Source organism: Nitrospirota bacterium (assembly GCA_040757335.1).
Classification (GTDB): Bacteria; Nitrospirota; Nitrospiria; order 2-01-FULL-66-17; family 2-01-FULL-66-17; genus JBFLXB01.
The window spans coordinates 352,390-372,929 of record JBFLXB010000001.1; the positions used below are offsets into that span (position 1 = coordinate 352,390).

Genomic DNA, 20,540 nt, shown 5'->3' on the forward strand with positions numbered 1-20,540 from the left:
TCAAAGTCCGGATCGCCGAGTCAATCCTCAATCCGCGCTTCCTCTGGAAATGTGGCCCGGATCGTCGCCTTTAACCGGCGTGCCGCGTCAACGGGATCATTCTCCACCCACCGGATCGTGTGGGAGTGATTCGTATCGAAGTGTGTACCCCTCGATTCAAAAATCCCCGTCTCGCACGTATAGATCACCGGTTTGCCCAGTCCCTCCGCGAACCCCGCCTCCCAGTATGCGCCAGAGTTATCGTGGGTGAGATCGGCCACCAGGAAGCGGGCGCGTCGTATTTCGACGCGAAGCTGCTCGTCGATCAGTCCGGCTCTGGGCGCGTCGTCCAGCCTCACAAGATCGAATCCGGCCTCTCTTGTCGCTTCCTTGAACTTCGGGTAGATCTTCTGGTCCAGGATCGGGTCGTTGTACTTCATCGCCATGAACGCTCGCGGGCTGGTGGTCGATTGCCGTCTCATCAGATGATAGCGTTGCCATCCAGCAAAGGTCAGACCAATCCGTCCCAGCAGATCAGTATTGGTGAATTCCACGAGTCCTGCTCCATAAAGCGACTTTGCGATAAATCGCACTCCGGGTGCATCGAACGCGCCAACCACGGCCCTGGAGTTATCGTAGTCCAGGGGGATCATTTCACCCGGATGCCGCTGCATGTCTCCAATCCAAATCACCAAGTTGTCGGCCTGCTCCGCCGGATCTGGGAGACGCCCCTCCCTCTCGATCCGCTCTATTAGGTCAGAGTTAACGACCGGCCACTCGTTGTTTCGTTGCATCCGTCGAATAGCGTGGGCAAGGATCATCGCAAATTCTGGATCGCTGGCAAGACGAGGCCTTGCTCCCAGCTCAGCTTGCCGAGTCAGTTGGTAACGGCCACAGTTCGGGCAATCGACCGGAATTCGTTCACGGGTGGTAGCAATGCCTGCTGGCCTAACAGCAGTTTTGCAGGCGGGACAGGATGTCCGGTCATTCATGGTGGATCTCCTGATATGGCTGGGGATAACGCCTACCCTAATACGGCGAGGCCGATCACCTCGTCAACTTATCCCGACCCGGTACCTGTTGGGAAATTTGATGGGACTCGGAGGGCACAGCTTGGGCATAGTTCACAGTTTCTCGACTAGGCCCACCCTGCAAGCCCTTGAAAAATGGTGCCCCTGGCGTGAATTGAACACGCGACACACGGTTTAGGAAACCGCTGCTCTATCCAACTGAGCTACAGGGGCGAGAGCGCGCCGATGCGGACAACAGCAGGATTTTATATCACATGGCGAATCAGGGTGTCACCTCGCGCTGCCGCGCGAGCGTCACGTCACCCCTGCCATCCTCGCCGCTGATCTGGTACACTTCGCTCGTCACGGATGATTCTGTCGGCAGTGCGACGCCGACGCCACCAGTCCACGAGGAGCGCATGCGAACACAGGGATGGTCTACGACCGAGGCGCGGGTGTCGGAGTACATGACCGAAGAGGTGCGCAGCGTGCGTTGGGATGCCACGCTCAAGGAGGCCGGCAAGCTCCTGCAGAAGTACAAGATCGGTCTGCTGTTCGTGGACGACGACCGGCGCTACGTCGGCGTGATCACCGAATCGGGGCTGAGCCGCAACGCGGTGGCCAAAGGCCTCGACCCCAACACGACCCTGGTCAAGGCCGTGATGAGCCGGAAGATCGTGTCGATCGAGGACAACGAGCCGATCGTCGAGGCCGTCAAACTCATGAAGGAACACGGCATCCGGCATCTGGCGGTCACGAAGAACGAAACCATCGTCGGCATCATTTCGATCTCCGACATCGTCCGCTACTACTCGGGCGTCGAGTAGCATCGATGGCAGTTGCCGGCCGTCCGGTCGGGTAATTGCCGGGAAGTTTTCACGCGCGTTTCAGCGCCGTCGGGAGCACCCGCAACCGGCATGTTGACTGATTACGACGTCTACCTGTTCAAACAAGGCACGCATTTCCGGCTCTACGAGCGACTGGGCGCGCACGTCGGGATCGAGAACGGGGTTCGGGGCACGCGCTTCGCGGTCTGGGCGCCGGGCGCGCAACGCGTGTCGGTGATCGGCGATTTCAACGCCTGGAACCGAGACGCCTCCCCGCTCGCGGTCCGGTACGATGAATCGGGTATTTGGGAAGGCTTTGTCCCCGGTGTTGAAAGCGGGACGATCTACAAGTACCGCATCGAGTCCTCCCTCCTCCCCTACGCGGTCGAGAAAGCCGACCCCTTTGCCTTTCGAACCGAATTGCCGCCGCGAACCGCGTCCGTGGTGTGGGACCCGGCGTACGCATGGGGTGATCAGGAATGGATGGCAAGCCGTCCCCGCGCCAATGACTTGTCCGCGCCCATGTCGGTTTACGAGGTCCACCTGGGTTCGTGGCGTCGGTCGATCGAGGGGGGCAATCGCTCCCTGACCTACCGCGAGTTGGCCCACGACCTCACCCGGTACGTCGTTGACATGGGCTTCACCCACGTGGAGTTCCTTCCCGTGATGGAACACCCGTTCTACGGCTCGTGGGGGTATCAGGTGACGGGATTTTTCGCGCCCACGGCTCGATACGGGACGCCGCAGGATTTCATGTACTTGATCGACCAGCTCCACCAACACGGCATCGGCGTGATCCTGGACTGGGTGCCGTCGCATTTCCCGAACGACGAGCACGGTCTGGTGTTTTTCGACGGCAGCCACCTCTACGAACACGCCGACCCCCGCCAAGGTTTTCATCCCGAGTGGAAGAGTTGCATCTTCAACTACGGCCGCCACGAAGTCCGCGCGTTCCTGGGAAGCAGCGCCGCGTTCTGGCTGGACCGGTACCACGCGGACGCTCTCCGCGTGGATGCCGTGGCTTCGATGCTGTATCTGGACTATGCGCGGCCCGCCGGCGAATGGATCCCCAACGAATACGGCGGCAGGGAAAACCTGGCGGCCATCTCGTTCCTCCGGGATATGAACCGAACCCTGTACCGCGACCACCCCGGCACGCAGACCATTGCCGAGGAGTCTACGGCCTGGCCCATGGTGTCCCGTCCCGTCGACGTGGGAGGCTTGGGTTTCGGCCTGAAGTGGAACATGGGGTGGATGCACGACACGCTGGACTACTTTTCCAAAGATCCCATCTACCGCAAGTACCACCAGAACCAGCTCACCTTCAGCGTGTGGTACGCATTCACTGAAAACTTCGTCCTGCCCCTGTCGCACGACGAGGTGGTGTACGGCAAGGGGTCGTTGATCCACCGGATGCCCGGCGATGAGTGGCAGAAACGCGCCCAGCTCCGTTTGCTGTTCGGCTACTTCTACGCGCATCCCGGGAAAAAACTCCTGTTCATGGGCGGAGAGTTCGGCCAACCGGACGAATGGCACCACGAACGAAGCCTGGACTGGCATCTCCTGGGCCTTCCCGCGCATCAGGGGATCCAGCAGTGGGTCAAGGACTTGAACCACGTGTATCGCCGGACCCCCGCGCTCTACGAGCGTGACTTCGACTCCGACGGGTTCGAATGGGTGGACGACCGCGACTGGGAGAACAGTTTGATCTCGTTCCTGCGCAAGGGACGCGACCGCGACGACGCCGTGCTGGTCGTGTGCAACTTCACCCCGCAACCGCGCACGCACTACCGGGTCGGCGTGCCCCGGCCCGGGTTCTGGCGCGAAGTGTTGAACAGCGACGCCCGCGAATACGGCGGGAGCGGTCTGGGGAGTCTGGGCGGCACGCACTCCGAGCCCGTTCCCGCCAACAACCGCCAACATTCCGTGTCGCTCACCCTCCCGCCGCTGGCCATCGTGTACTTCCGGTGCGAAACATGAACGCGGTGTTCTATCGTCGTGCGGGTCCGCCGGACGTGTTGGAGGTCGGCGAGCTGCCGGAGCCCAGAATCAAGCCGCGGCAACTGCTGGTTCGCGTGCGCGCGGCCGGCGTCAATCCCGTCGATTGCAAGATGCGCGCGATGCGGGTCAGACCGCCGTGGCAGCGATTTCCCGTGATCCCTGGATCAGACCTTGCGGGCGAGGTTGTTCGTGTGGGCGCCTCGGTGACGCGCTTTCAACCCGGTGACGCGGTGTACGCCATGCTCTCCCCGTTCACGGGTGGGGCGTACGCCGAATTCGCGGCCGTGCCCGAACAACAGGCCGCACGCAAGCCCGTGAACCTCGACTACCAAGCGGCCGCCGCGGTGCCGGTCGCCGGCCTCACGGCCCTGCAGGCGCTCCGCGACTACGGCCGGTTGAAGCCGGGAGATCGCGTGCTCATCAACGGCGCCTCGGGCGGGGTGGGGTCGTTCGCCCTGCAGGTCGCGAAAGCGCTCGGCGGCACGGTGACGGCCGTGACAAGCGGCAAAAACGCCGAGTGGATCAAGACATTGGGGGCTGATCGGGTCGTGGATTATCAGCGCGAAGATTTCACCCGGTCAAATGACCGCTACGCCGTGGTCTTCGACACCGTCTCCTCGTCGTCATTCGGCCGCTGCAAGTCCATCCTCACCCCGCAGGGCACGTACGTCAGGACGTTGCCCAGCGCCTCGAGCGTTCTCCACGCCGTCACCAGCGCGATTCCCCTGGGCCGTCGCGCGCGCATCTTCTTCCTTCGGGCGCGGGGCGAAGATCTGGATCAGCTACGCGACCTGATCGAAGCCGGGCGCGTCAAGCCGCAGATCGAACGCCTCTTCCCGCTCGCACAAGCCGCGCAAGCGCACGCGGCCAGCGAGGCCGGCCACACCCGCGGCAAACTGGTGCTCCGTGTGGGCTGAGGCCGTTCGCCTAGCGGGATACCGAAGGGTGCAGCAGTCTGCTAGTCTGCCAGGAGTTCGGGCGGAAAGATCGCCTCAGGCTTGGTGTCGAAGGTGAAATCGGGCAGAACCCAGTCGTTCCTGATCCGGTAAGCCAGGAACCGGGCGAACAGCGGCCCCTTCTCGTAGTTGATGGTGAGGTACACGATAAAGCTCAACGGAGATAACGCGTGGACCTGGACCAGGTGATAACTTTGGAACTTGCCGTACATGGACTCGACCTGTCTCAGGTAGTTGACCTGTATGATGGCCTCGGGGCTCCCCTCCCTCGCGCTGCCCTTGACCCATGCCTTGACCGCGGCATCAGCGCCCTGAAACGCATAGTCGGCCAGACCAATCGTGATCGGACTGGGCACGCCGAGCTTCGTGTCCGTCGCGGCATCCGCTGAGACACACAGGAACAGCGCGGCCAACTGGCCGACGATCAAACTACGCCGAACTTTACTCATTTTGTCCCCGCAGCTCCGGATGCATTGCCTTGCTCGGACATCCCCTTTGCCGCGGCTTCGATGGCATCCAGGATCTCCAGCTCCCTCTGACTGGAGCTCGATTCAGGCGCGTTTTGAACCTGCGCGATATTCTGCCACACATAGACCGGACTACCTTGCGGCCTTTCCCAGGGGTTTTCCGGCCCGCAAAAGGGATCTTCGCAAACAGGCTTTGGGCTCGCCGCCGCGGGGTGTACGAAGACCGGGGCAAGGAGTTCGACGGTCCGACGCACGGCGACCCGACTGCCCCCGTCGCGTGCAGCAATGGCAATCTCGAACCGCGTGCGTTCTTTCAAGATCCCCTGCTGTGCAAACGCGTCTGGTTCGACCAGGCGTTCGACCCAGTCGGTGACGAGTACGCCGTGGGTCTTGTCGATCTCCGCGGTCTGATACGGCCGCATCACCTCGACGGCCGCGGCCCACGTGGAGTCGAACGGCACCTCCAGTATTCGCGAGGTGCCGGACTCGCGGCCTTCGATGGTGTCCCGCATGGTCGCGCATCCGCAGACAGCGAGCGCGAGCACCAGCGCCAGGACGATGCGGATCCTCACAATGCCGCCCCACCCGGCACGCGGATCGCGAAGCTGATGTCTGACCGAACTTTCAACACTTTTCCCTTCGCCACGTGAACCGTCCCGACCTTGGCGCCGCGAGGCTTGGTCACGTACCTCGCGCGCGTGCAGTACACGCGGACCGTGCCTGCTCCGCGACTCTTACTATGATACGCCGCCACGGCCGCGGCCTGCTGGATCGTGTCCCGGCTCGGCTCCTCCCCGGTCCGGGCGCGCAGGATCACGTGGCTTCCAGGCACGCCTTCGGCGTGAAACCACCAGTCACCGGGCTTGGCCAGCTCGGTGCTCAAATAATCGTTGTCTTCGTCCGTAGCGCCGGCGAGCACGGTCCAGGAGCCCGGCAACTCATAACAATACAGTCGGGGCTTGGAGCCGCTCACGTTTCAGGCACGGTCGGCGGGATCATTCCGACGAGGAACCGCACGATGCGGCGCTTATAACATGGTTTCCGAACGCGGGTAAAGGCCGAGGGAGTGACTCGCTTTCAGGGTGTGGGGTCGATGACGGCTCCGTAACGTGCGCCACGGGCCGGAATCCGACGTCTATGATCGAACGATGATTAGGACGGATCGACGTCCCAACGCGTGCTGCTCACTATCCTGGGGATATCGTCAGTTCAGCCACTCGGAGGTCAACACGCGCATCTCTGGATCGTAAATCACCTCCATCTTTCGGATTCGGCTGCGCGTAGCCACCTCGGCCGGGGTGGTGAAGATTTCAGCGATGCCCAACGTCCCCAGATCCCACACGAGGTACACGAACGTCCTGCCAGCCTTATCGAGGGCGTAACGTCCTGGCTTGAACGCGAAGATTTCTTTCGTTTGATTCTGCCGCTCCCCGCTCCACGCCGGCTCTCCGATCTCCGCGACGATGTTCTCCCGCGGAGTACCGGGCTGAAACACGCTCAAGTCTTTCCGAGCCGGTTGCGTCAGATTGATGCCGATCGAGCAGCCCATCGATGTCATTGCGCAGAGGCCCAACAGCAGGATACTCGTGGAAAGTGCCAGAGTCCTTGATGCGGAAGCGGCGGTGGTCGGCTTCATCTCTCCCTCCCTTGTCCAAAACATCACGAAATGAGCAATGTAATTCTAGCAGCCCATTCCTATTTGCCTATTTGGAAATATCGCCGCTTCGAGTGATGTGTCTCTAACCGTGTCTTGATCTTCATGAACCTCAGGGAGGCCCATGCATGCATTTCTTTGCGATTGATGCGCTGATTTCTTCCCTGTCCGGCACGCGGCGGGTTCTCAGATTCGTCGAAAAACCAACGGTCGATTCAGCGAGGGAATTGGTGGAACGTGGTCGCCCGCATCGCGCCCGCGCTGAGGCGGGCCTTCGATCGGATCCGGCGGGCGATCGGCACGCCGCTCGAAAACAGCGTGGTGGAGGAGGTCTACCAGAACCTTCAACCCGTGAACTTCTCCCGGACAATCCTCGCGTCGATCCCCGGCCATCGATCCCCATTACTCCTGGTCCTACCCGTTCGCGGGGTGGAATGGAGCGACTGGGGATCGGAGCAGCGGATCATCCACGCCTTGGGGAAGGCACCCTATCTGCCACCCGCGGCGGGCAGGGGCCTGCCCGCCGCGCGCGCCGTGGTCAACGCGAGCTGACGACGTCCCCGCTATTTGCGGCCCGCAGGAGCACCGTGACCGGCGTCATTCGCCTACCTTCTGCGCGGGTCACGGTGGGCCGGTGATCTGGCGGGCCCTCGCCCCTCATCGCCGGCGCGGGACTTCGTAGTGCAGTTCGGCGAATCCGGTACCCACGGCGCGCACCGAGACCAGACGGAGCGCCGGGTTGGTAATGGCCCGCGGCAACAGCGGCTTCCCGGCCCCCAACGTCACCGACCCGATCTGCACGAACAGCTCGTCGAGCAGGCCGTGATCGTAGAACTGGCCCGCGAGGTCCCCGCCGCCGACGATCCAGACGTTCTTGCCGCCCGCCGCCGCAACCATCTGTTCGTGCACCGGACGGACGTCGCCGCGCACGAAGCGAATGTCGGCGCCGGGCACCGGGGAGAGCGAGCGGGAGGTGAACACCCAGGTCGGCTGCTCGTACGGCCACGGCTGCGGCTCCTTGGCCTCAGGGCCCACCACGTGCCGCAGCATCCACTCGTAAGTCATCGAGCCCATGGCGAGCGCGCCGACCTCGCGGATGAAGGCGGGGTAGCTCGTGGCCTCGATGTCCCCGAGCGGGAAAAGCCACTCCAGCGAATCGTCTACGGTGGCGATGAACCCGTCGAGGCTGGCCGCCGTGTAGTACTGGGTCTTCACCGATTACCGACCGGTTCCTGCTTGAAACGAACGGAGAGCGGCGAGAGAAAAGCGTGCAATGTGATCGGCCAGACGCTGAACATCCTCGGGAGCGTATTTCTCAAAAGGAATTCTGCGATGAACGCGCGGAGTCGTTCTTCCTTCCGCAGATGCCTAAGGATCGGGCGCGCAAGCGGAGCGCACTCCTGGATGTACTCGTTCACTCGGGGATCACGCTTGGGCATCTCAGTTCCTCCACCGTTCGTGTCACTACGTGCCCAAGAACCGATCTGGCTGCGGCCTAACGCGGACTGGAGCCGACGTCGGTGGCGGCGCTCTCCTTTGAGACCGTGCTAAAGAGCAGGTCGTACGCAAGGCCCCAGGGCGGACGCAGGAAGCCCAGGGCGCGCACATCCTCGAACCAGTGACCGTACGGAGAGCGTCGAGAAAACGTCCCGCCTCCGAGCACGCGACAGATCCGCAGCAGGCATGACTCGGCGAGCTCGGCCACGGATTGTTTTCCCAGAAGGACTTGGCGCAACGGCGACGAACTTGTTTCCACGGCGCGGAGCATGCCCTCGTAGGCCTGCACGGCCAGCCACGCTTCGGACTCTGCGCGCGTCCACTCGACCTGTTCGTAGGGCCGAAGGTCGCCCGGGCGTTTGGCGATCGAAGCGCGAGCCGTCTCCACCGCGGTGTCGAGCACGCCGAGCACGACCGCGGTGAAGAGGCACCCGATGACCGGGCCGGCGGCTTCGGCGAGCGCGCGCCAGTGCCCAGGCCACGCAAAGCGAGTGGCGGGAAAGCGCTCAAAGGCCATGGCGTGGCTTTGCGTCGCGGCCATCCCGTGGCCGTCCCATTCGGCGAGCAGGCGCAGTCCCTTCGACCCGTCCCACGGCACGCCGCGCACGTCGACGAAGAACCAATCAGGATCGCTCTCCCCATCCGGCACGGCCGTGGTAAGCATATACGAGGTGATGCCGGACCCTGATCCGAAGTGTTTAGCGCCGGTCAGGTGATAGGCCCCGTTTTCACAACCCGCCACCGCTTTGGTGCGCGCCACATCCCCACCCGAGCCGGGTTCGGAGGTGATCGTCCCCCACCACTGGCCAGCCGCGGCCTCAAACACTGATCTGCGCTGGCCGGCCCAAGCGTTCGCGTGCTCCTGAGGAACCGCCGGTGTGGCCAGCCAGAACGACAGCACGGCCGGATGCATCGAGCACACCAACGCGACCGAGGAATCACCACGAGCCAGCGCGCGCAGTATCTCGCAGACGGACCGAGTCGAGCGCGCCGCGTCCGTCCACAGGCCGCCAAACTCCGCCGGAACTCCTGTCAGGAGGAATCCAGCCTCGCGGAGCGCAGCAAAGTCCGGAGGAGCCAGAAACCGACGCTCTTGGCGCACCGACCGCTCGGCCGCAAACGTCCCGGCGATCGCCTTCACCCGTTCCAGAACCTTGGCGGCATCCATCTGATCAAGATCCAAAGCGTGGGGTCACCGGACTACTCGGGAATTTCCGCCTCGACCAGTTGAGCAAGCAGGGTGAGAGATTCCTGCCAACCGAGATAACGCGCCTCAGGCGGAATGACCTCCGGCACCCCTTCCTGCACGATGCTGACCTCGGTCCCGCAGGAGACTTTCTTCAGGGAGATTGTCGTCTGCATTTCGCCGGGCAGGCCGGGATCGTCGAATGCGTCCGTGTGACGAATGCGTTCGCCGGGCACCAGTTCAAGGTATTTGCCGCCAAAGGAGTGGCTCTTGCCGGTGCTGAAGTTCGTGAACGACATTTTGTATGTTCCGCCGACTTTGGCGTCCAGCCGATGAACCTTGCCCGTGAATCCGTTCGGCGGAAGCCATTTGACCATCGCGTCCGCGTCGAGGAACGCGCGATAAATCCGCTCAGGCGGAGTACGGAGCACACGGTGAAGTCGAATGGTGTTTGTCGGCATGATGAGCTCCTTTCCTTCTACGACGACGAACGATAAACATCTCCGGTATTCGTTGCGTTTCTGATCCTCGTAGGGCGCCGCCTCACGGCGATATAGCTCGAGTCTCGCGCAGTCCAACGCTCCGACGACTTCATCGGCGCATGGGCGTACTCGGCGCACTCTATCAGATCCAGCCCCGCCTTGCTATGGCATGCGAACGCGAGCTGCGACCAGCGGGGCGACGAACGTGGCCACCAGCACGAGGGGCCAGATGTTGCCATCCTTGAATGTGTACGCCTGGAGCATCTCCGTCCAGGATTGGCCTTGCACCATGCCGAAGCCGAATTCGAAGATGAGGGTGAGACCCAGCCAGAGCGCCCCGACCGTCAGGCATCGCGAAGGGCTGGTAAGTTGCAGCCAGCGCGCAAGCGCGACGGCCACGGCCAGAATGAATAAGCACAGGAGGAAACCGCTCAGCAGAAACGCCACGGGCTTGCCCAGACCTGGAAGGAGCACGGCCTCACGGAAGATGCCGTTCAGAATGGCCAGCACCATGATGAGCAGCCAGGCAGCCGCAGACCTGACCAGGTTGCGCAACGGCCAAGCCCCCCTTAACTCGGGCACACTACTCCGCCTTCAGGCGCCTCTTCATATCAGTGAATGCAGTTTTGATTAGCTTCATGAGAGTCGTGGCATCGACGTCACGTTCGGGCCTGAGTTTCACATGGCGCATGAACTTGCCAGTGCCTTCCAACAGGCCCTCCGGATCGGCAATCTCGGCGCCACGAAAGAACCCGACGTTGACGTGAGCTTTGAAGGCGTTGACGTAGGCGAATGCCGCATCACCGACGCACGCGGTGGGATGGCCGTCATGCAACAACTCTCGAACATCGTCTCCGCAGGTGCGCATGACCTCAAACCAGCGCTGCGCGATCGCCCCCAATTCGCCCGAATGCTCATGCATCCAGACGTCGATAGCCGGATCTCGCTTGACCGAACTGGGGAACCGCAGAAGGTCGATTGTGGCCACGCTGGATGACCCCGTTACGGAACCCAGCCGGGCAACGCAGCCGCTTGCTTCACCCACGTCGCCATCCGCGCCTCGTCGAGATCGTTCTCGTGGATGTCGATCCAGCGCGCGTCCTTACCCGTGCCTCCGGGCGGAAGGGGTCGCAGCGACGTACCCCGGAAGAAGGTCACCTTGACGTAGCGGGTGAAGACGTGGAACGACAGGAACCAGCCCTGGCCCTCGATGCCGTAGAACGGCGAGTTCCACTTCACGGCCTTGCGCACGTTGGGCACGTTGCGCACGATGAGCGCGTCGAGGCGCTTCCCAATGTCGCGTTTCCAGCTCGGCATGGCTGCGATGTAATCCTGCACGGGCGCGTCGCCGTCGGCCTTCGCAATTTGTGGATTGCCGCCTGAAAGCAGTTTCACCGGCTTGGCCTCAGTCACACCTGGCTTGGCCTTCGCGCCTGCCTTCAGCGGGGACTTGGACTTCAGGGCGCTGGACCGGAAGTTCTCCGCGACCGCGGCCTGGATCAAGGCCTTGAAGGCCTCAGCATCGAGCACCTCTCCCTCCCTGATGTCGATGGCGCGACGCGTGTTTCCCTCGAGGCTGGAGTTGAAGAGCCCCCGAGGGTCCGTCAAGGAGGCACCCCGGGCGAAGGTCAGCTTGACCACCTGTTTGTAGGCCTCTCCGGTGCAGACGATCCCAGCGTGGGACCATACGGGCACCCCTAATGGATTGCTGGGCTTGATCCATTTGCGCTCCTCCATGATATCCGGATCCGCCTCGTGGACGACGCGGCGAACCTCCGCCAGGGTCTCGGCGCGCCAGCCACCCAGAGACCGGATCCGCTGGTCGATGAGACGAGAGGCCGCCTTCTCAGTCGCGCGCTTCGCTTCCGCACCTGGATTGGCCTTCGGCTTCGCCTTTGGTTTTAGCGCCACGGTTCGTTCTCCAACTCGTTGTGATGCCCAACGCCCGGTTCAGCTGCGGCGCACAGCGCCGTCCGCTGCGACCGGTTGTTAGGCCGTATTCTCGAAGACAGCGTTCTATTGGCGTTCGTAAATCCGGATCTCTGGGTCCGCCGAGAGGTAGGGCTTCAACGCTCTCACGACATCGTTGCCGAAGAGCGCGCTCTTCAGGTAGCCCTCTGCTGAGGCTCGTGAATCGAATCCGTGAAGCACCTGTACATCTTCTTCACGTAGGAGGAGCTCCTTGGATTCCGCGCCGGGAATCGTCGCGAGAAACGGCTGTTTGTACTTCGAGTAAACTGCACCGGCCTTCACACGATCCTTCGCGGGCACTTTCATCGTGATCTCGAGATATGCGTTGTTCATGTTGGCCTCCTGTCAGTTCGCGCGGAATCGCCGCGCCGACGCTCCCGCAATGGGAGCGTGCCTACAATCTGACAGGTCGAACGGCACTTCGCTGTTCTCTAGATGACAGTGCCGCAGCATTTTCAAGAATCGATCAGTTTCGCGATCTCCTCGATCCGGCGAACGCACACATATTCACGGTTGTATGCGAGCACTCCCTTGTTACGGAGTTTGTTGAGGATCGTACTCACAACCGGTCTGCTCGCTCCCACGAGGTCGGCCAACTCCTGTTGCGTGAGGCGAAGGTGTTGTCCGAAGCCATGGATGCAGCGAGTGGCGAACCCTCCTGACAAGTCTCGGAAAGTCTGGGCTAGTCGTGCCTCGGTTCGTTTGAACGCGAAGCTTTCGAGCCTGCGTTCCATCTGGCCCTGGCGCAGCGCGAGAAGCGAGACAAATTCCCACGCGACTGCGGGGTGGTGCAGCAACAGGCGCCGCCACTCGTCGATCGGCGCTCGCCATATGGTAACAGCTCCCTTTGCCCTCGCCGTGTCTTCGGCTTCAGTGGCGCCACGCAGCGCGGGGCCGAAGAAGTCCCCCGCCCCCAATGCCGCCGTGTGAGAGTCGCGCCGTCATAGCTGATCCTCGCGATGGTCACCTGACCATCGAGCACGCAAAAGACAGTTCGCCCGGGCTCGCCTTGCCGGTAGATCATGCCGCGGTGCCGAATCGCCACAATCCGAGCCGTCGGACAGTCGCGACGGAGGTCTTCTGGTGAAATCCCTGCCAGAAGCGGGCACCCCTTCAGCTCATTCGGCTTGTTCATTGGTCTGCCGACTTTCCCTCATGTTCTCCGCTTCGATTGGCGGCCTAACGCCGCGCCTGCAACCGCTTGTTAGGCGGCCCCCATTTCACCGCCACGAGGTCTTTCTACTACCTTCTCGGTTCATACCGTATTACCACCGCTCCCGAGCTGAACTCCAGCCGGCTCACGAGCTTCAAGTCGACATGCTTCGATAGCCCCGCGAACAATGTCGGCCCATGGCCCGCTAGCCTGGGCTGCACCACGAACTCGTACTCATCGATCAACCCGAGCTCCGTCAACGCCAGCGCGAGCTTCACCCCTGCCACGAACAATCCCTTTCCCGACTCCCGCTTGAGTTGCTGAACGGCCTGCCTCAGATCCCCGCGCACGAGTTCTGCGTTCCAATCGACCCGGTCCAGGTGCTAGACACGACGTACTTCTTCGCCGCGTCGATCGTCCGGGCGAAGGGTTCCATCCAGGGTTGCATCCAATCAGGCCTCGCTCCCGTCCGCGCCGGCGCCCGCCACGCTGCCTCCATCATTTCGTAAGTCACCCGGCCAAAGAGGAGGGCATCGGCCTGGGCGATGTTGTCGGCATGGTGACGATGCAACTCTTCGTCCGGGAGGATTGCACGGTGATCGCAGCACCCGTCCAATGTGACGTTGATGGAATACCGAAGGGGTCGCATTACGCAAGAGTACCTATAATCATAATCATAGGGCAGTCTAACGCCGCGGTTCAGGCACGCCCGAGCGCACAGCGCGAGGGCATCGCCTGGAACCGCTTGTTAGGCGTCACTGGCTTTTCCTACTCAACGTCTTCAAACGTTCCTGTGCGCACCTCGCCGCTGCGCACATAGCGGGCGATCAGCACGCCGCCAGGCGTGCTGATCGAGTGCGCCAGGGTGAAGGCCGCCGGTTGTGCGTTGTCGCCGAACAAGCGCTTACCGCGCCCAAGTACGACGGGATATATCATAAGCCGAAGCTCGTCCACCAACCCGGCTGCAAGCAGTTGGCGCACCATGTCGCCGCTGCCCCACGTCAATAAGTTGGCGCCGTCCTGCTGCTTAAGCGCGCGTGCCGCGTCGGCAAGGTCGCCCTCGAGCGCATGACTGTTCTGCCAGTCCAGCGTATCGGATCGATGCGTGGCCACGTGCTTAGGCACGCTGTTGAACAGGGAGTCGAACGAGACTCTGCGAAATCGACAGTGCGACGGCTGGATGACGCCTAACGAAAATTAGACCGCCGGCTTCTAGCCACGAACCGCCGCCTCGATCACGGCTATGTCGATTTTTTTCATCGTCATCATTGCATCGAACGCCCGCTTGGCGGCGGAGCGATCGGGGCTGGTATACGCCTTGGTCAACGCGATTGGTGTAATCTGCCAGGAGACGCCCCACTTGTCTTTGCACCAACCGCACTCGCTCTCTTGGCCGCCGTTGCCGACGATCGCGTTCCAATAACGATCGGTCTCGGCCTGATCTTCGGTGGCAACTTGGAACGAGAACGCTTCATTGTGCTTGAACTCGGGCCCACCGTTAAGCCCCAGGCAGGGGATGCCCATCACGGTGAACTCGACTGTCAACACGTCCCCTTGCTTGCCCGACGGGAAGTCTCCTGGTGCGCGATGCACCGCGCCGACGGACGAATCGGGAAAGGTCTTGGCGTAGAACCGCGCCGCCTCCTCGGCATCGCGTTCGTACCAAAGGCAAATCGTGTTCTTTGCGATCTTCGTCATGTTGCTCCTCCATCATGATTAGAACTAGAGTCTGCGCCGCTCCCGGATGAAGTCATCGATCCCCCGTTTGGCGGTCTGACGAAAATTCGAAGTCCGAATGAATTCTGCAACTACGACAAGAACTGCGTCCTAACTGCTTGGTATCGCGACCAATAATTAACGCAGGTCGATCAAATAATCCAGCCGGTTAAGGCTATAACTTGAACTAGAAGCCTTCATGGCTCCTCCATATCATCGCTACGCGAGGCCGTGCTGGTCCTACACCGTGCGCCGCTGAGCAGCGCGCGCTCGCGCCTTCGCAGCCTCGACTTCGCGGTTCCGTGGCGGCGCATTCGTCTCAAGCGACTTCAAGAGATTTCTGGAGATGGCCGTTATTTCGTCAACCGCCCTGAGAAATACCCCTTCGTTGGCTTTCGACGGCTTGTTAAAGCCACTCACCTTTCTAACGAACTGCATCGCGGCCAAACGAATTTCTTCGTCCGCCGCCGGCGGTTCAAAGTTGAAGAGTATCTTGATGCTTCTACACATAGCGTCACCCTGGATGGCGTTCCACTCTGAGGAATCAGTACACTGACCCCAATTTTTCTGGATAGTCCTTATGACCTGTTGTTGGATACGAGCACGATCTTGCCCGTCACGCCTCCTTTCCCGAGCAACTCGTGCGCCTGCCTTGCCTCGGCAAGAGGAAATCGCCGCGCGATGAGTGGCTTGATCTTCTGCTGCTGAAGGAGGTCGAACAGGGCGATCAAATCCTGTCGAAACAGTGTCGGCCTCAGCCGTTTGAGCCACTGGATGCTGTAGGGGACCACCCGTTTCCGGCCCGGGAGAAGCCAGCCGCCGGCGATGTACACGCCGAAGATGGCGATAGCACGAAAGCGATGACGACGACCTGAACGCCCCGAAGCCAATCGCCCCCCACGGAGCGAGCCGGTGAGGCCGTAGGCCACGACCGTTCCGCCGGGACGGAGCGCCTTGCGGGAACGCCAGATATGGGTGCCACCGATGCTCTCGAAGACAACGTCGACGCCCTCACCCGTGAGGCGGAGAATTTCGTTCACGAAGTCTTGATGCTGATAATCAATCGGGATACCGCCCAGGTCGGCAACGGCCGACGCGCTTTGCGATGAACAGGTACCGTACATCTCCAGCCCGGCAAGGCGCCCAAGCTGCAAGAGCGCCGTGCCGACCCCGCCGGCCGCGCCGTGGATCAGCACGCGCTGGCCCGGTCTGACCTTGGCGGAGCGATGCATCATCTGGTACGCCGTCACGTAGTTCAGCACGAGGCTGACAGCCTCGGCCGCGTCCAACCCGGATGGCACCGGAACCAGTTCGCGTTGCGGCAGGCAGACGAACTCCGCATACGCACCGCTGATCGGCAGCGCGGCAACGATCCGGCCTGGTTCGAGTCCGGAGACGCCGTCTCCGAGCCGATCCACCACGCCGACCAGGTCCCACCCCGGCGTGAAGGGCAGCGGGGGCGTCTCGGGATGAATGCCCTCGCGCATCATCACGTCGGGCAAGGACACACCCGCGGCCAGCACGCTCACCCGCGCTTCACCACTCTTCGGCCCGGGGCGCTCTTCTTCGAGCACCTGAAGTGCATCGGGCCCGCCATAGTGAGTCACGATGATGCGCCTGTGTTTCACGGATCGGCCATTATACGAACGCGTTAGGGGCCGATTGCTCGACGATCGGCGTCCACATGATCTACATATTGGTCGGCTGCAACATACTGACTGTATTGCCTTCGGTGTCTACGAACGTCGCATACAGCCCCACGCCGGGGATCTCGTCCGGTTCTCCCGGCTTTTGCATTCCGCCAAGTACCTTACCGCCCGCTGCTTCGACTTTTCTCATTGCCGCCCTGACATCGTCCACAGCGATTGTAATCCTCGTATGCTGGTCCGATTTCGTCTTTTCATAGAAACCACCGTTGATCGCGCCGGGTGTCTTCACCATCCGATTTTCGTCGGTCTCGGTGGTGGTGGCCAAGACATAATTTCCCATTTCAGGACCCAACTGCAGGGTCTTCCATCCGAACACTTTTGTATAAAAACCCGCCATGCGTTGCTTGTCCTCAGCCGGCATTTCAAAATGGACGACCGGATTCATTTTCATGGAGGCTCCTCCTTTGGTGGGCATGCCCCGGCCGGGCTGTGAATGAGTCGCTTCGTGAATTGCCGTCTACGCCTTATAGTCGTTCGGTGACGCCCGAAATCGACAACCGGCCGATAAATTTTCTTGAGCAGGTCCGCTTGGATACACAGCCGGCACGCTCACGCGTCCGTCGTCACCGGCTGCGGCTCCCGGGCCTCTACACTAGCCCGCAGACAGCGAGGGAAGCAAGTTTACCGGGTATAGTCCGTGCTTCGACTTATGTGTTGCTGAGGAGGGGGTGCACTACCTGCTGCGATGACAGCGATCGTTTCTTTCAGCCACTTACGGAAGTGAGTCACTGGACCGTTGATATCCTCTGCTGTTAAGAAACTCTGTGACGTTGACTCGATCCTTACCCGCACGTTTCGCTCGGTAGAGGGCACGGTCGGCGGCCTCGACGAGCACGTGCGGATCGTCGATGGATGAGGCCGGAGCGCAGGCGACGCCAATCGTCACATGAACAGGGTTCGGCCGACGATCCTGGGGGAAAAACCGATGGACGGCCACTGCCTCGCGTATCCGCGAGGCGACCATTCGCGCGCCATCAGCGGTGCTCTGCATCAACACCACGAATTCGTCGCCGCCGTATCGGACCGTCACGTTGTACTCCCGCAAGGTCGACCGCAACAGACGCCCCATGGTCCGCAGCACGTCGTCTCCCACCAAGTGTCCCATCGTATCGTTGATTGATTTAAAGTCATCGACATCGATCATCAAACACGAGAGATTGAGGCCGTATCGCTGGCCGCGTTTGATCTCACGGCCTAACGCCTCCCAGAGATAGGCCTGGCTATACAGACCAGTCAGGGCGTCGATGATCGACCGTTGCTGGAGGGCGAGCATGTGGGTGCGCAGCTCCAGCATGACCCGGACGCGAGCGATCAGTTCAGCGGGATAGAACGGTTGGGTCAGAAAGTCGTGGGCGCCGCGCTCGAAAGTCGGTAATTTCCCCTGGATCTCCGTCTTCGATGCGACGATGATCACTGGAATGTGCGCGAACCGCTCCTCGCCTCGCACCGCCGGAAGCAGATTCAACCCGTCAACTCTCGGCATGCCTAGATCGGTAATGATCAGATCAACGTCCTCTTGATCAAGGAGCAACCCGAGCGCTTCCATTCCGTCGGAGGCCTCGATGATCTCAACGGTCAGGTTCGAGGCGCCGAGAATGCTGATGATCTCGTGGCGGGTGAATGTGTTGTCTTCGACGATCAGAATCTTCGCCGGGCTGCACCCCGGAGGCGACCCAACCCAACGCGCTGGTCTGATAGCACCGTCAGATGCCCTAGGAATGCTTCGCTCCATGATTCCCCCATCGTGACGATTACCTGGACACCTGCGCTAGGACCAACCGCAGGACTAATTCACGAACGAGCAGGTTTGTTGGACTCGGAGAATTCCGTTCCGGGAAGAACTTCCAATGAGGCTTTTACTATACCGAGAGAAATTCTAGAAAAACAATCGTACTTTAGTTTGATTTCCCCGGGTACTCGTTCGGGGTCGGACCAGCGCAATCGATTGATGTCTCGATATTTTGGTCCGCCACGGCGGGCCGTTTAGCCTTTAGCGCGGCCTTTTTGCCCGTCAAAAAGCACCGTAGAGGGTCGGCGGTTCGCGCAGCGCCGGCGGTCACGCGCGAATGTCAGGAGAAACGCGCGTTGATGATACCGGTGCGTGATATGCCAGATGTGATTGGGAAGAAAATAGCGATGGGCGCGCGGCATGACACGTCCTCCGTGAAGCGCAGGTTGGGCCCTCAAACGTGCGCTCTAAGACCTCCAGCGACCTCATTTTGACCAAAGGCTGATGACTTTTCAACACATTGCACAGGTCCGACCCCGGACCAAGTAATGGTCGCGTAGCGCCAACGTATGGGTGTCATATACGCGAGGCCGTGCTGGTCCTACACCGTGCGCCGCTGAGCGGCGCACGCTCGCGCCTTGGCAGCCTCGACTTCGCGGTTCCGCGGCGGCGCACTCGTCTCAAGCGAGCTCAGGAGATTTCTGGAGATGGCCGTTATTTCGTCAACCGCCGTAAGAAATACCCCTTCGTTGGCTTTCGACGGGCTGGTTAAAGCCACTCACCTTTCTAACGAACTGCATCGCGGCCGTATGAATTTCTTCGTCCGCCGCTGGCGGTTCAAAGTTGAAGAGTGTCTTGATGCTTCTACACATAGCGTCACCCTGGAGGGCGTTCCACTCTGAGGAATTAGTACACTGACCCCAATTCTTGACCCGCAACACGGTGATGGCTCATGGTCTGGGCTCCGATACTGCCGTCAACTCCAGCATACCGCGCTCCATGGCAAAACCTGATTCAGTTCGGTTGGGGCGCAGACCAACTACCGTAGAGGCTCCGGCGGCTGAAGAGATCGAAATGTTCCCAGACGGCGACCGCCGCGCCCTGGGCGTTCATTGCCACGGCGGGATGAGCGGAGCTTCGCCTGTCCGGTTTCATGGGGCGTGGTGTACCCCACCCTTGGACAGGGTCATAGCGGTTACTCCAGATATGGGGAAGCCCGAAGGCGCCGTTCTGGACCCAGATCACGATGGCACGCCCGGTGGCGTCGCACGCAGTTTTGATATCGCTCGCGCCCGGAACGAGGCGAACGGCTCGACTCCATCCCTCCGCCCCTGCATCGTAGCGAGCGATCCTGCCATTCGACTCGACGCAGCGCCGCTCTATGCACCTGCGTTCGAGCCAGACCGCCAGGGCGTTCCCCTTTCCGTCTCCACACAGATCGGGATACACAGCATCGTCGTGATGACTTTCGATCGGTTTTGGTGAGCCCCAGCCCGTGGCCGGATCGTAGTGGGTGGCGTAGAGGCTGTATGCCGAACCATCGAACTGGCGCCAGATGACGACCGCTGACCCGTCAGGTAACGCCGCGACATGCGGTTCGATCGCGTCGCCCAAGCCATCGTCGAGCCGCCACGCCTCCTCCCACCCATTTATTGCAGAACGCCGTACCACCACGCGATAGCCAGTTTCTTCCCAACGAGACCACACAACCACGACCCCTCCGCGGCGGTCCGCCGCCACGTCCAGACCAATAACGACGCCGGAGCCTGCATCAACTACGGTCGAAGGCTGCCAGTCTCCTGCGTTTTCCTCTCGGACCACGACGTCGTGAGAGCGACCGTTGACCACGACCCATGCCGCCAGGCTTCGGTCCGGTCCATCGCTCGTGAGGCGCAGGAGTGAGGCAGTGCCTGCGTTTCGATCGATGCGCACCGGAACGGCCCACCCATAATCTTGAGTGTAGCGAGTCGTGTAGAGCCCGCCACCTTGGTTCCAAACCACGGTTTCGGAAGAGCCCTCGATCCTCGACACCGCTCCCTTGCGTTCTGAGAGCACCGGACGCTGTGGATCCCACCCTCGTCCCGCCCGGTAATGCGCCGCTCGGATCACGCCGCCCCCTTCCGGGTGAGTCGCCCAGACCGCAATAGCGTTGCCCGTCTCATCGACAGCCAGTGTGATCGATTCGCTGTCCTGATCCACCTCG

Annotated in this window: 23 protein-coding genes, 1 tRNA gene and 4 pseudogenes; 4 read left to right on the top strand and 24 right to left on the bottom strand. The window is 61.4% G+C overall.

The window, feature by feature from the left end; genetic code table 11:
• Positions 1-20: 20 nt before the first annotated feature.
• Together AB1451_01650 and AB1451_01655 are read right to left on the bottom strand one after the other, a co-directional pair.
• On the bottom strand, positions 21-971 hold the full coding sequence (locus AB1451_01650; GenBank protein MEW6681618.1) for a hypothetical protein: 951 nt from the start codon (positions 969-971) through the stop codon (positions 21-23).
• Positions 972-1,146: 175 nt separating this feature from the next.
• A tRNA-Arg gene (locus tag AB1451_01655) sits at positions 1,147-1,223 on the bottom strand.
• Positions 1,224-1,408: 185 nt separating this feature from the next.
• On the opposite strand from AB1451_01655, the gene AB1451_01660 reads away from it, so the two are divergent.
• The 3 genes from AB1451_01660 to AB1451_01670 all read left to right on the top strand — a co-directional run bounded on the left by AB1451_01660 (position 1,409) and on the right by AB1451_01670 (position 4,734).
• Complete coding sequence (locus AB1451_01660) at positions 1,409-1,816, top strand: CBS domain-containing protein (protein ID MEW6681619.1); 408 nt, start codon at positions 1,409-1,411, stop codon at positions 1,814-1,816.
• Positions 1,817-1,906: 90 nt separating this feature from the next.
• A complete protein-coding gene (gene glgB / locus AB1451_01665) occupies positions 1,907-3,796 on the top strand; it encodes a 1,4-alpha-glucan branching protein GlgB (GenBank protein MEW6681620.1) in 1,890 nt (629 codons plus the stop codon).
• A complete protein-coding gene (locus AB1451_01670; GenBank protein MEW6681621.1) occupies positions 3,793-4,734 on the top strand; it encodes an NAD(P)-dependent alcohol dehydrogenase in 942 nt (313 codons plus the stop codon). The genes glgB and AB1451_01670 overlap by 4 nt, the downstream gene beginning before the upstream one ends.
• A gap of 41 nt (positions 4,735-4,775) precedes the next feature.
• Here the strand turns inward: AB1451_01670 and AB1451_01675 are convergent, their stop codons facing one another.
• The 4 genes from AB1451_01675 to AB1451_01690 form a co-directional block, all read right to left on the bottom strand.
• Positions 4,776-5,222, bottom strand: a complete 447-nt coding sequence (locus tag AB1451_01675; protein MEW6681622.1) for a hypothetical protein — start codon at positions 5,220-5,222, stop codon at positions 4,776-4,778.
• Positions 5,219-5,812 carry a hypothetical protein gene (locus AB1451_01680; GenBank protein MEW6681623.1) on the bottom strand — a complete coding sequence of 198 codons (594 nt, stop codon included), beginning with the start codon at positions 5,810-5,812 and terminating at the stop codon, positions 5,219-5,221. The genes AB1451_01675 and AB1451_01680 overlap by 4 nt, the downstream gene beginning before the upstream one ends.
• Entirely contained in the window at positions 5,809-6,213 is a 405-nt protein-coding gene (locus AB1451_01685) for an NFACT RNA binding domain-containing protein (GenBank protein ID MEW6681624.1), read from the bottom strand. The genes AB1451_01680 and AB1451_01685 overlap by 4 nt, the downstream gene beginning before the upstream one ends.
• A gap of 231 nt (positions 6,214-6,444) precedes the next feature.
• Complete coding sequence (locus AB1451_01690) at positions 6,445-6,876, bottom strand: hypothetical protein (GenBank protein MEW6681625.1); 432 nt, start codon at positions 6,874-6,876, stop codon at positions 6,445-6,447.
• A gap of 255 nt (positions 6,877-7,131) precedes the next feature.
• Between AB1451_01690 and AB1451_01695 the strand changes: the two genes are divergently transcribed.
• Complete coding sequence (locus AB1451_01695) at positions 7,132-7,446, top strand: hypothetical protein (GenBank protein ID MEW6681626.1); 315 nt, start codon at positions 7,132-7,134, stop codon at positions 7,444-7,446.
• Positions 7,447-7,551: 105 nt separating this feature from the next.
• Here the strand turns inward: AB1451_01695 and AB1451_01700 are convergent, their stop codons facing one another.
• The 18 genes and pseudogenes from AB1451_01700 to AB1451_01785 all read right to left on the bottom strand — a co-directional run bounded on the left by AB1451_01700 (position 7,552) and on the right by AB1451_01785 (position 20,446).
• The gene (locus tag AB1451_01700; GenBank protein MEW6681627.1) at positions 7,552-8,109 is read right to left on the bottom strand and encodes a dihydrofolate reductase family protein; all 558 of its coding nucleotides are present in this window, start codon (positions 8,107-8,109) and stop codon (positions 7,552-7,554) included.
• Between the two features lie 280 nt (positions 8,110-8,389).
• On the bottom strand, positions 8,390-9,559 hold the full coding sequence (locus AB1451_01705) for an acyl-CoA dehydrogenase family protein (GenBank protein MEW6681628.1): 1,170 nt from the start codon (positions 9,557-9,559) through the stop codon (positions 8,390-8,392).
• Positions 9,560-9,591: 32 nt separating this feature from the next.
• Entirely contained in the window at positions 9,592-10,038 is a 447-nt protein-coding gene (locus AB1451_01710) for an SRPBCC family protein (GenBank protein MEW6681629.1), read from the bottom strand.
• 183 nt (positions 10,039-10,221) lie between these two features.
• Positions 10,222-10,641: a hypothetical protein gene (locus AB1451_01715; protein MEW6681630.1), complete on the bottom strand. Its 420-nt coding sequence runs from the start codon at positions 10,639-10,641 to the stop codon at positions 10,222-10,224.
• A gap of 1 nt (position 10,642) precedes the next feature.
• Positions 10,643-10,981, bottom strand: a complete 339-nt coding sequence (locus AB1451_01720; GenBank protein ID MEW6681631.1) for a DUF1801 domain-containing protein — start codon at positions 10,979-10,981, stop codon at positions 10,643-10,645.
• An 80-nt stretch (positions 10,982-11,061) separates the two neighbouring features.
• Positions 11,062-11,970 (bottom strand): DUF1801 domain-containing protein, encoded by a 909-nt coding sequence (locus tag AB1451_01725; protein ID MEW6681632.1) that lies wholly within the window; start codon positions 11,968-11,970, stop codon positions 11,062-11,064.
• Between the two features lie 105 nt (positions 11,971-12,075).
• On the bottom strand, positions 12,076-12,363 hold the full coding sequence (locus tag AB1451_01730) for a hypothetical protein (protein MEW6681633.1): 288 nt from the start codon (positions 12,361-12,363) through the stop codon (positions 12,076-12,078).
• 122 nt (positions 12,364-12,485) lie between these two features.
• On the bottom strand, positions 12,486-12,764 hold the full coding sequence (locus AB1451_01735; protein MEW6681634.1) for a helix-turn-helix domain-containing protein: 279 nt from the start codon (positions 12,762-12,764) through the stop codon (positions 12,486-12,488).
• Positions 12,765-13,272: 508 nt separating this feature from the next.
• Positions 13,273-13,832, bottom strand: a pseudogene (locus AB1451_01740) (dihydrofolate reductase family protein).
• A 119-nt stretch (positions 13,833-13,951) separates the two neighbouring features.
• A pseudogene (locus AB1451_01745) lies at positions 13,952-14,320 on the bottom strand (dihydrofolate reductase family protein).
• 75 nt (positions 14,321-14,395) lie between these two features.
• Positions 14,396-14,881, bottom strand: coding sequence for a VOC family protein (locus tag AB1451_01750; GenBank protein MEW6681635.1), 486 nt, complete (start codon positions 14,879-14,881; stop codon positions 14,396-14,398).
• A 258-nt stretch (positions 14,882-15,139) separates the two neighbouring features.
• Complete coding sequence (locus tag AB1451_01755; protein ID MEW6681636.1) at positions 15,140-15,409, bottom strand: DUF2277 domain-containing protein; 270 nt, start codon at positions 15,407-15,409, stop codon at positions 15,140-15,142.
• A gap of 68 nt (positions 15,410-15,477) precedes the next feature.
• Complete coding sequence (locus AB1451_01760; GenBank protein ID MEW6681637.1) at positions 15,478-16,527, bottom strand: medium chain dehydrogenase/reductase family protein; 1,050 nt, start codon at positions 16,525-16,527, stop codon at positions 15,478-15,480.
• A 61-nt stretch (positions 16,528-16,588) separates the two neighbouring features.
• Positions 16,589-16,999 carry a VOC family protein gene (locus tag AB1451_01765; protein ID MEW6681638.1) on the bottom strand — a complete coding sequence of 137 codons (411 nt, stop codon included), beginning with the start codon at positions 16,997-16,999 and terminating at the stop codon, positions 16,589-16,591.
• Between the two features lie 321 nt (positions 17,000-17,320).
• On the bottom strand, positions 17,321-18,340 hold the full coding sequence (locus tag AB1451_01770) for a diguanylate cyclase (protein ID MEW6681639.1): 1,020 nt from the start codon (positions 18,338-18,340) through the stop codon (positions 17,321-17,323).
• Between the two features lie 317 nt (positions 18,341-18,657).
• Positions 18,658-18,759 (bottom strand): annotated as a pseudogene (locus tag AB1451_01775) (transposase).
• Positions 18,760-18,938: 179 nt separating this feature from the next.
• Positions 18,939-19,209 (bottom strand): annotated as a pseudogene (locus AB1451_01780) (DUF2277 domain-containing protein).
• Between the two features lie 142 nt (positions 19,210-19,351).
• Positions 19,352-20,446, bottom strand: coding sequence for a hypothetical protein (locus AB1451_01785; GenBank protein ID MEW6681640.1), 1,095 nt, complete (start codon positions 20,444-20,446; stop codon positions 19,352-19,354).
• Between the last annotated feature and the right edge of the window lie 94 nt (positions 20,447-20,540).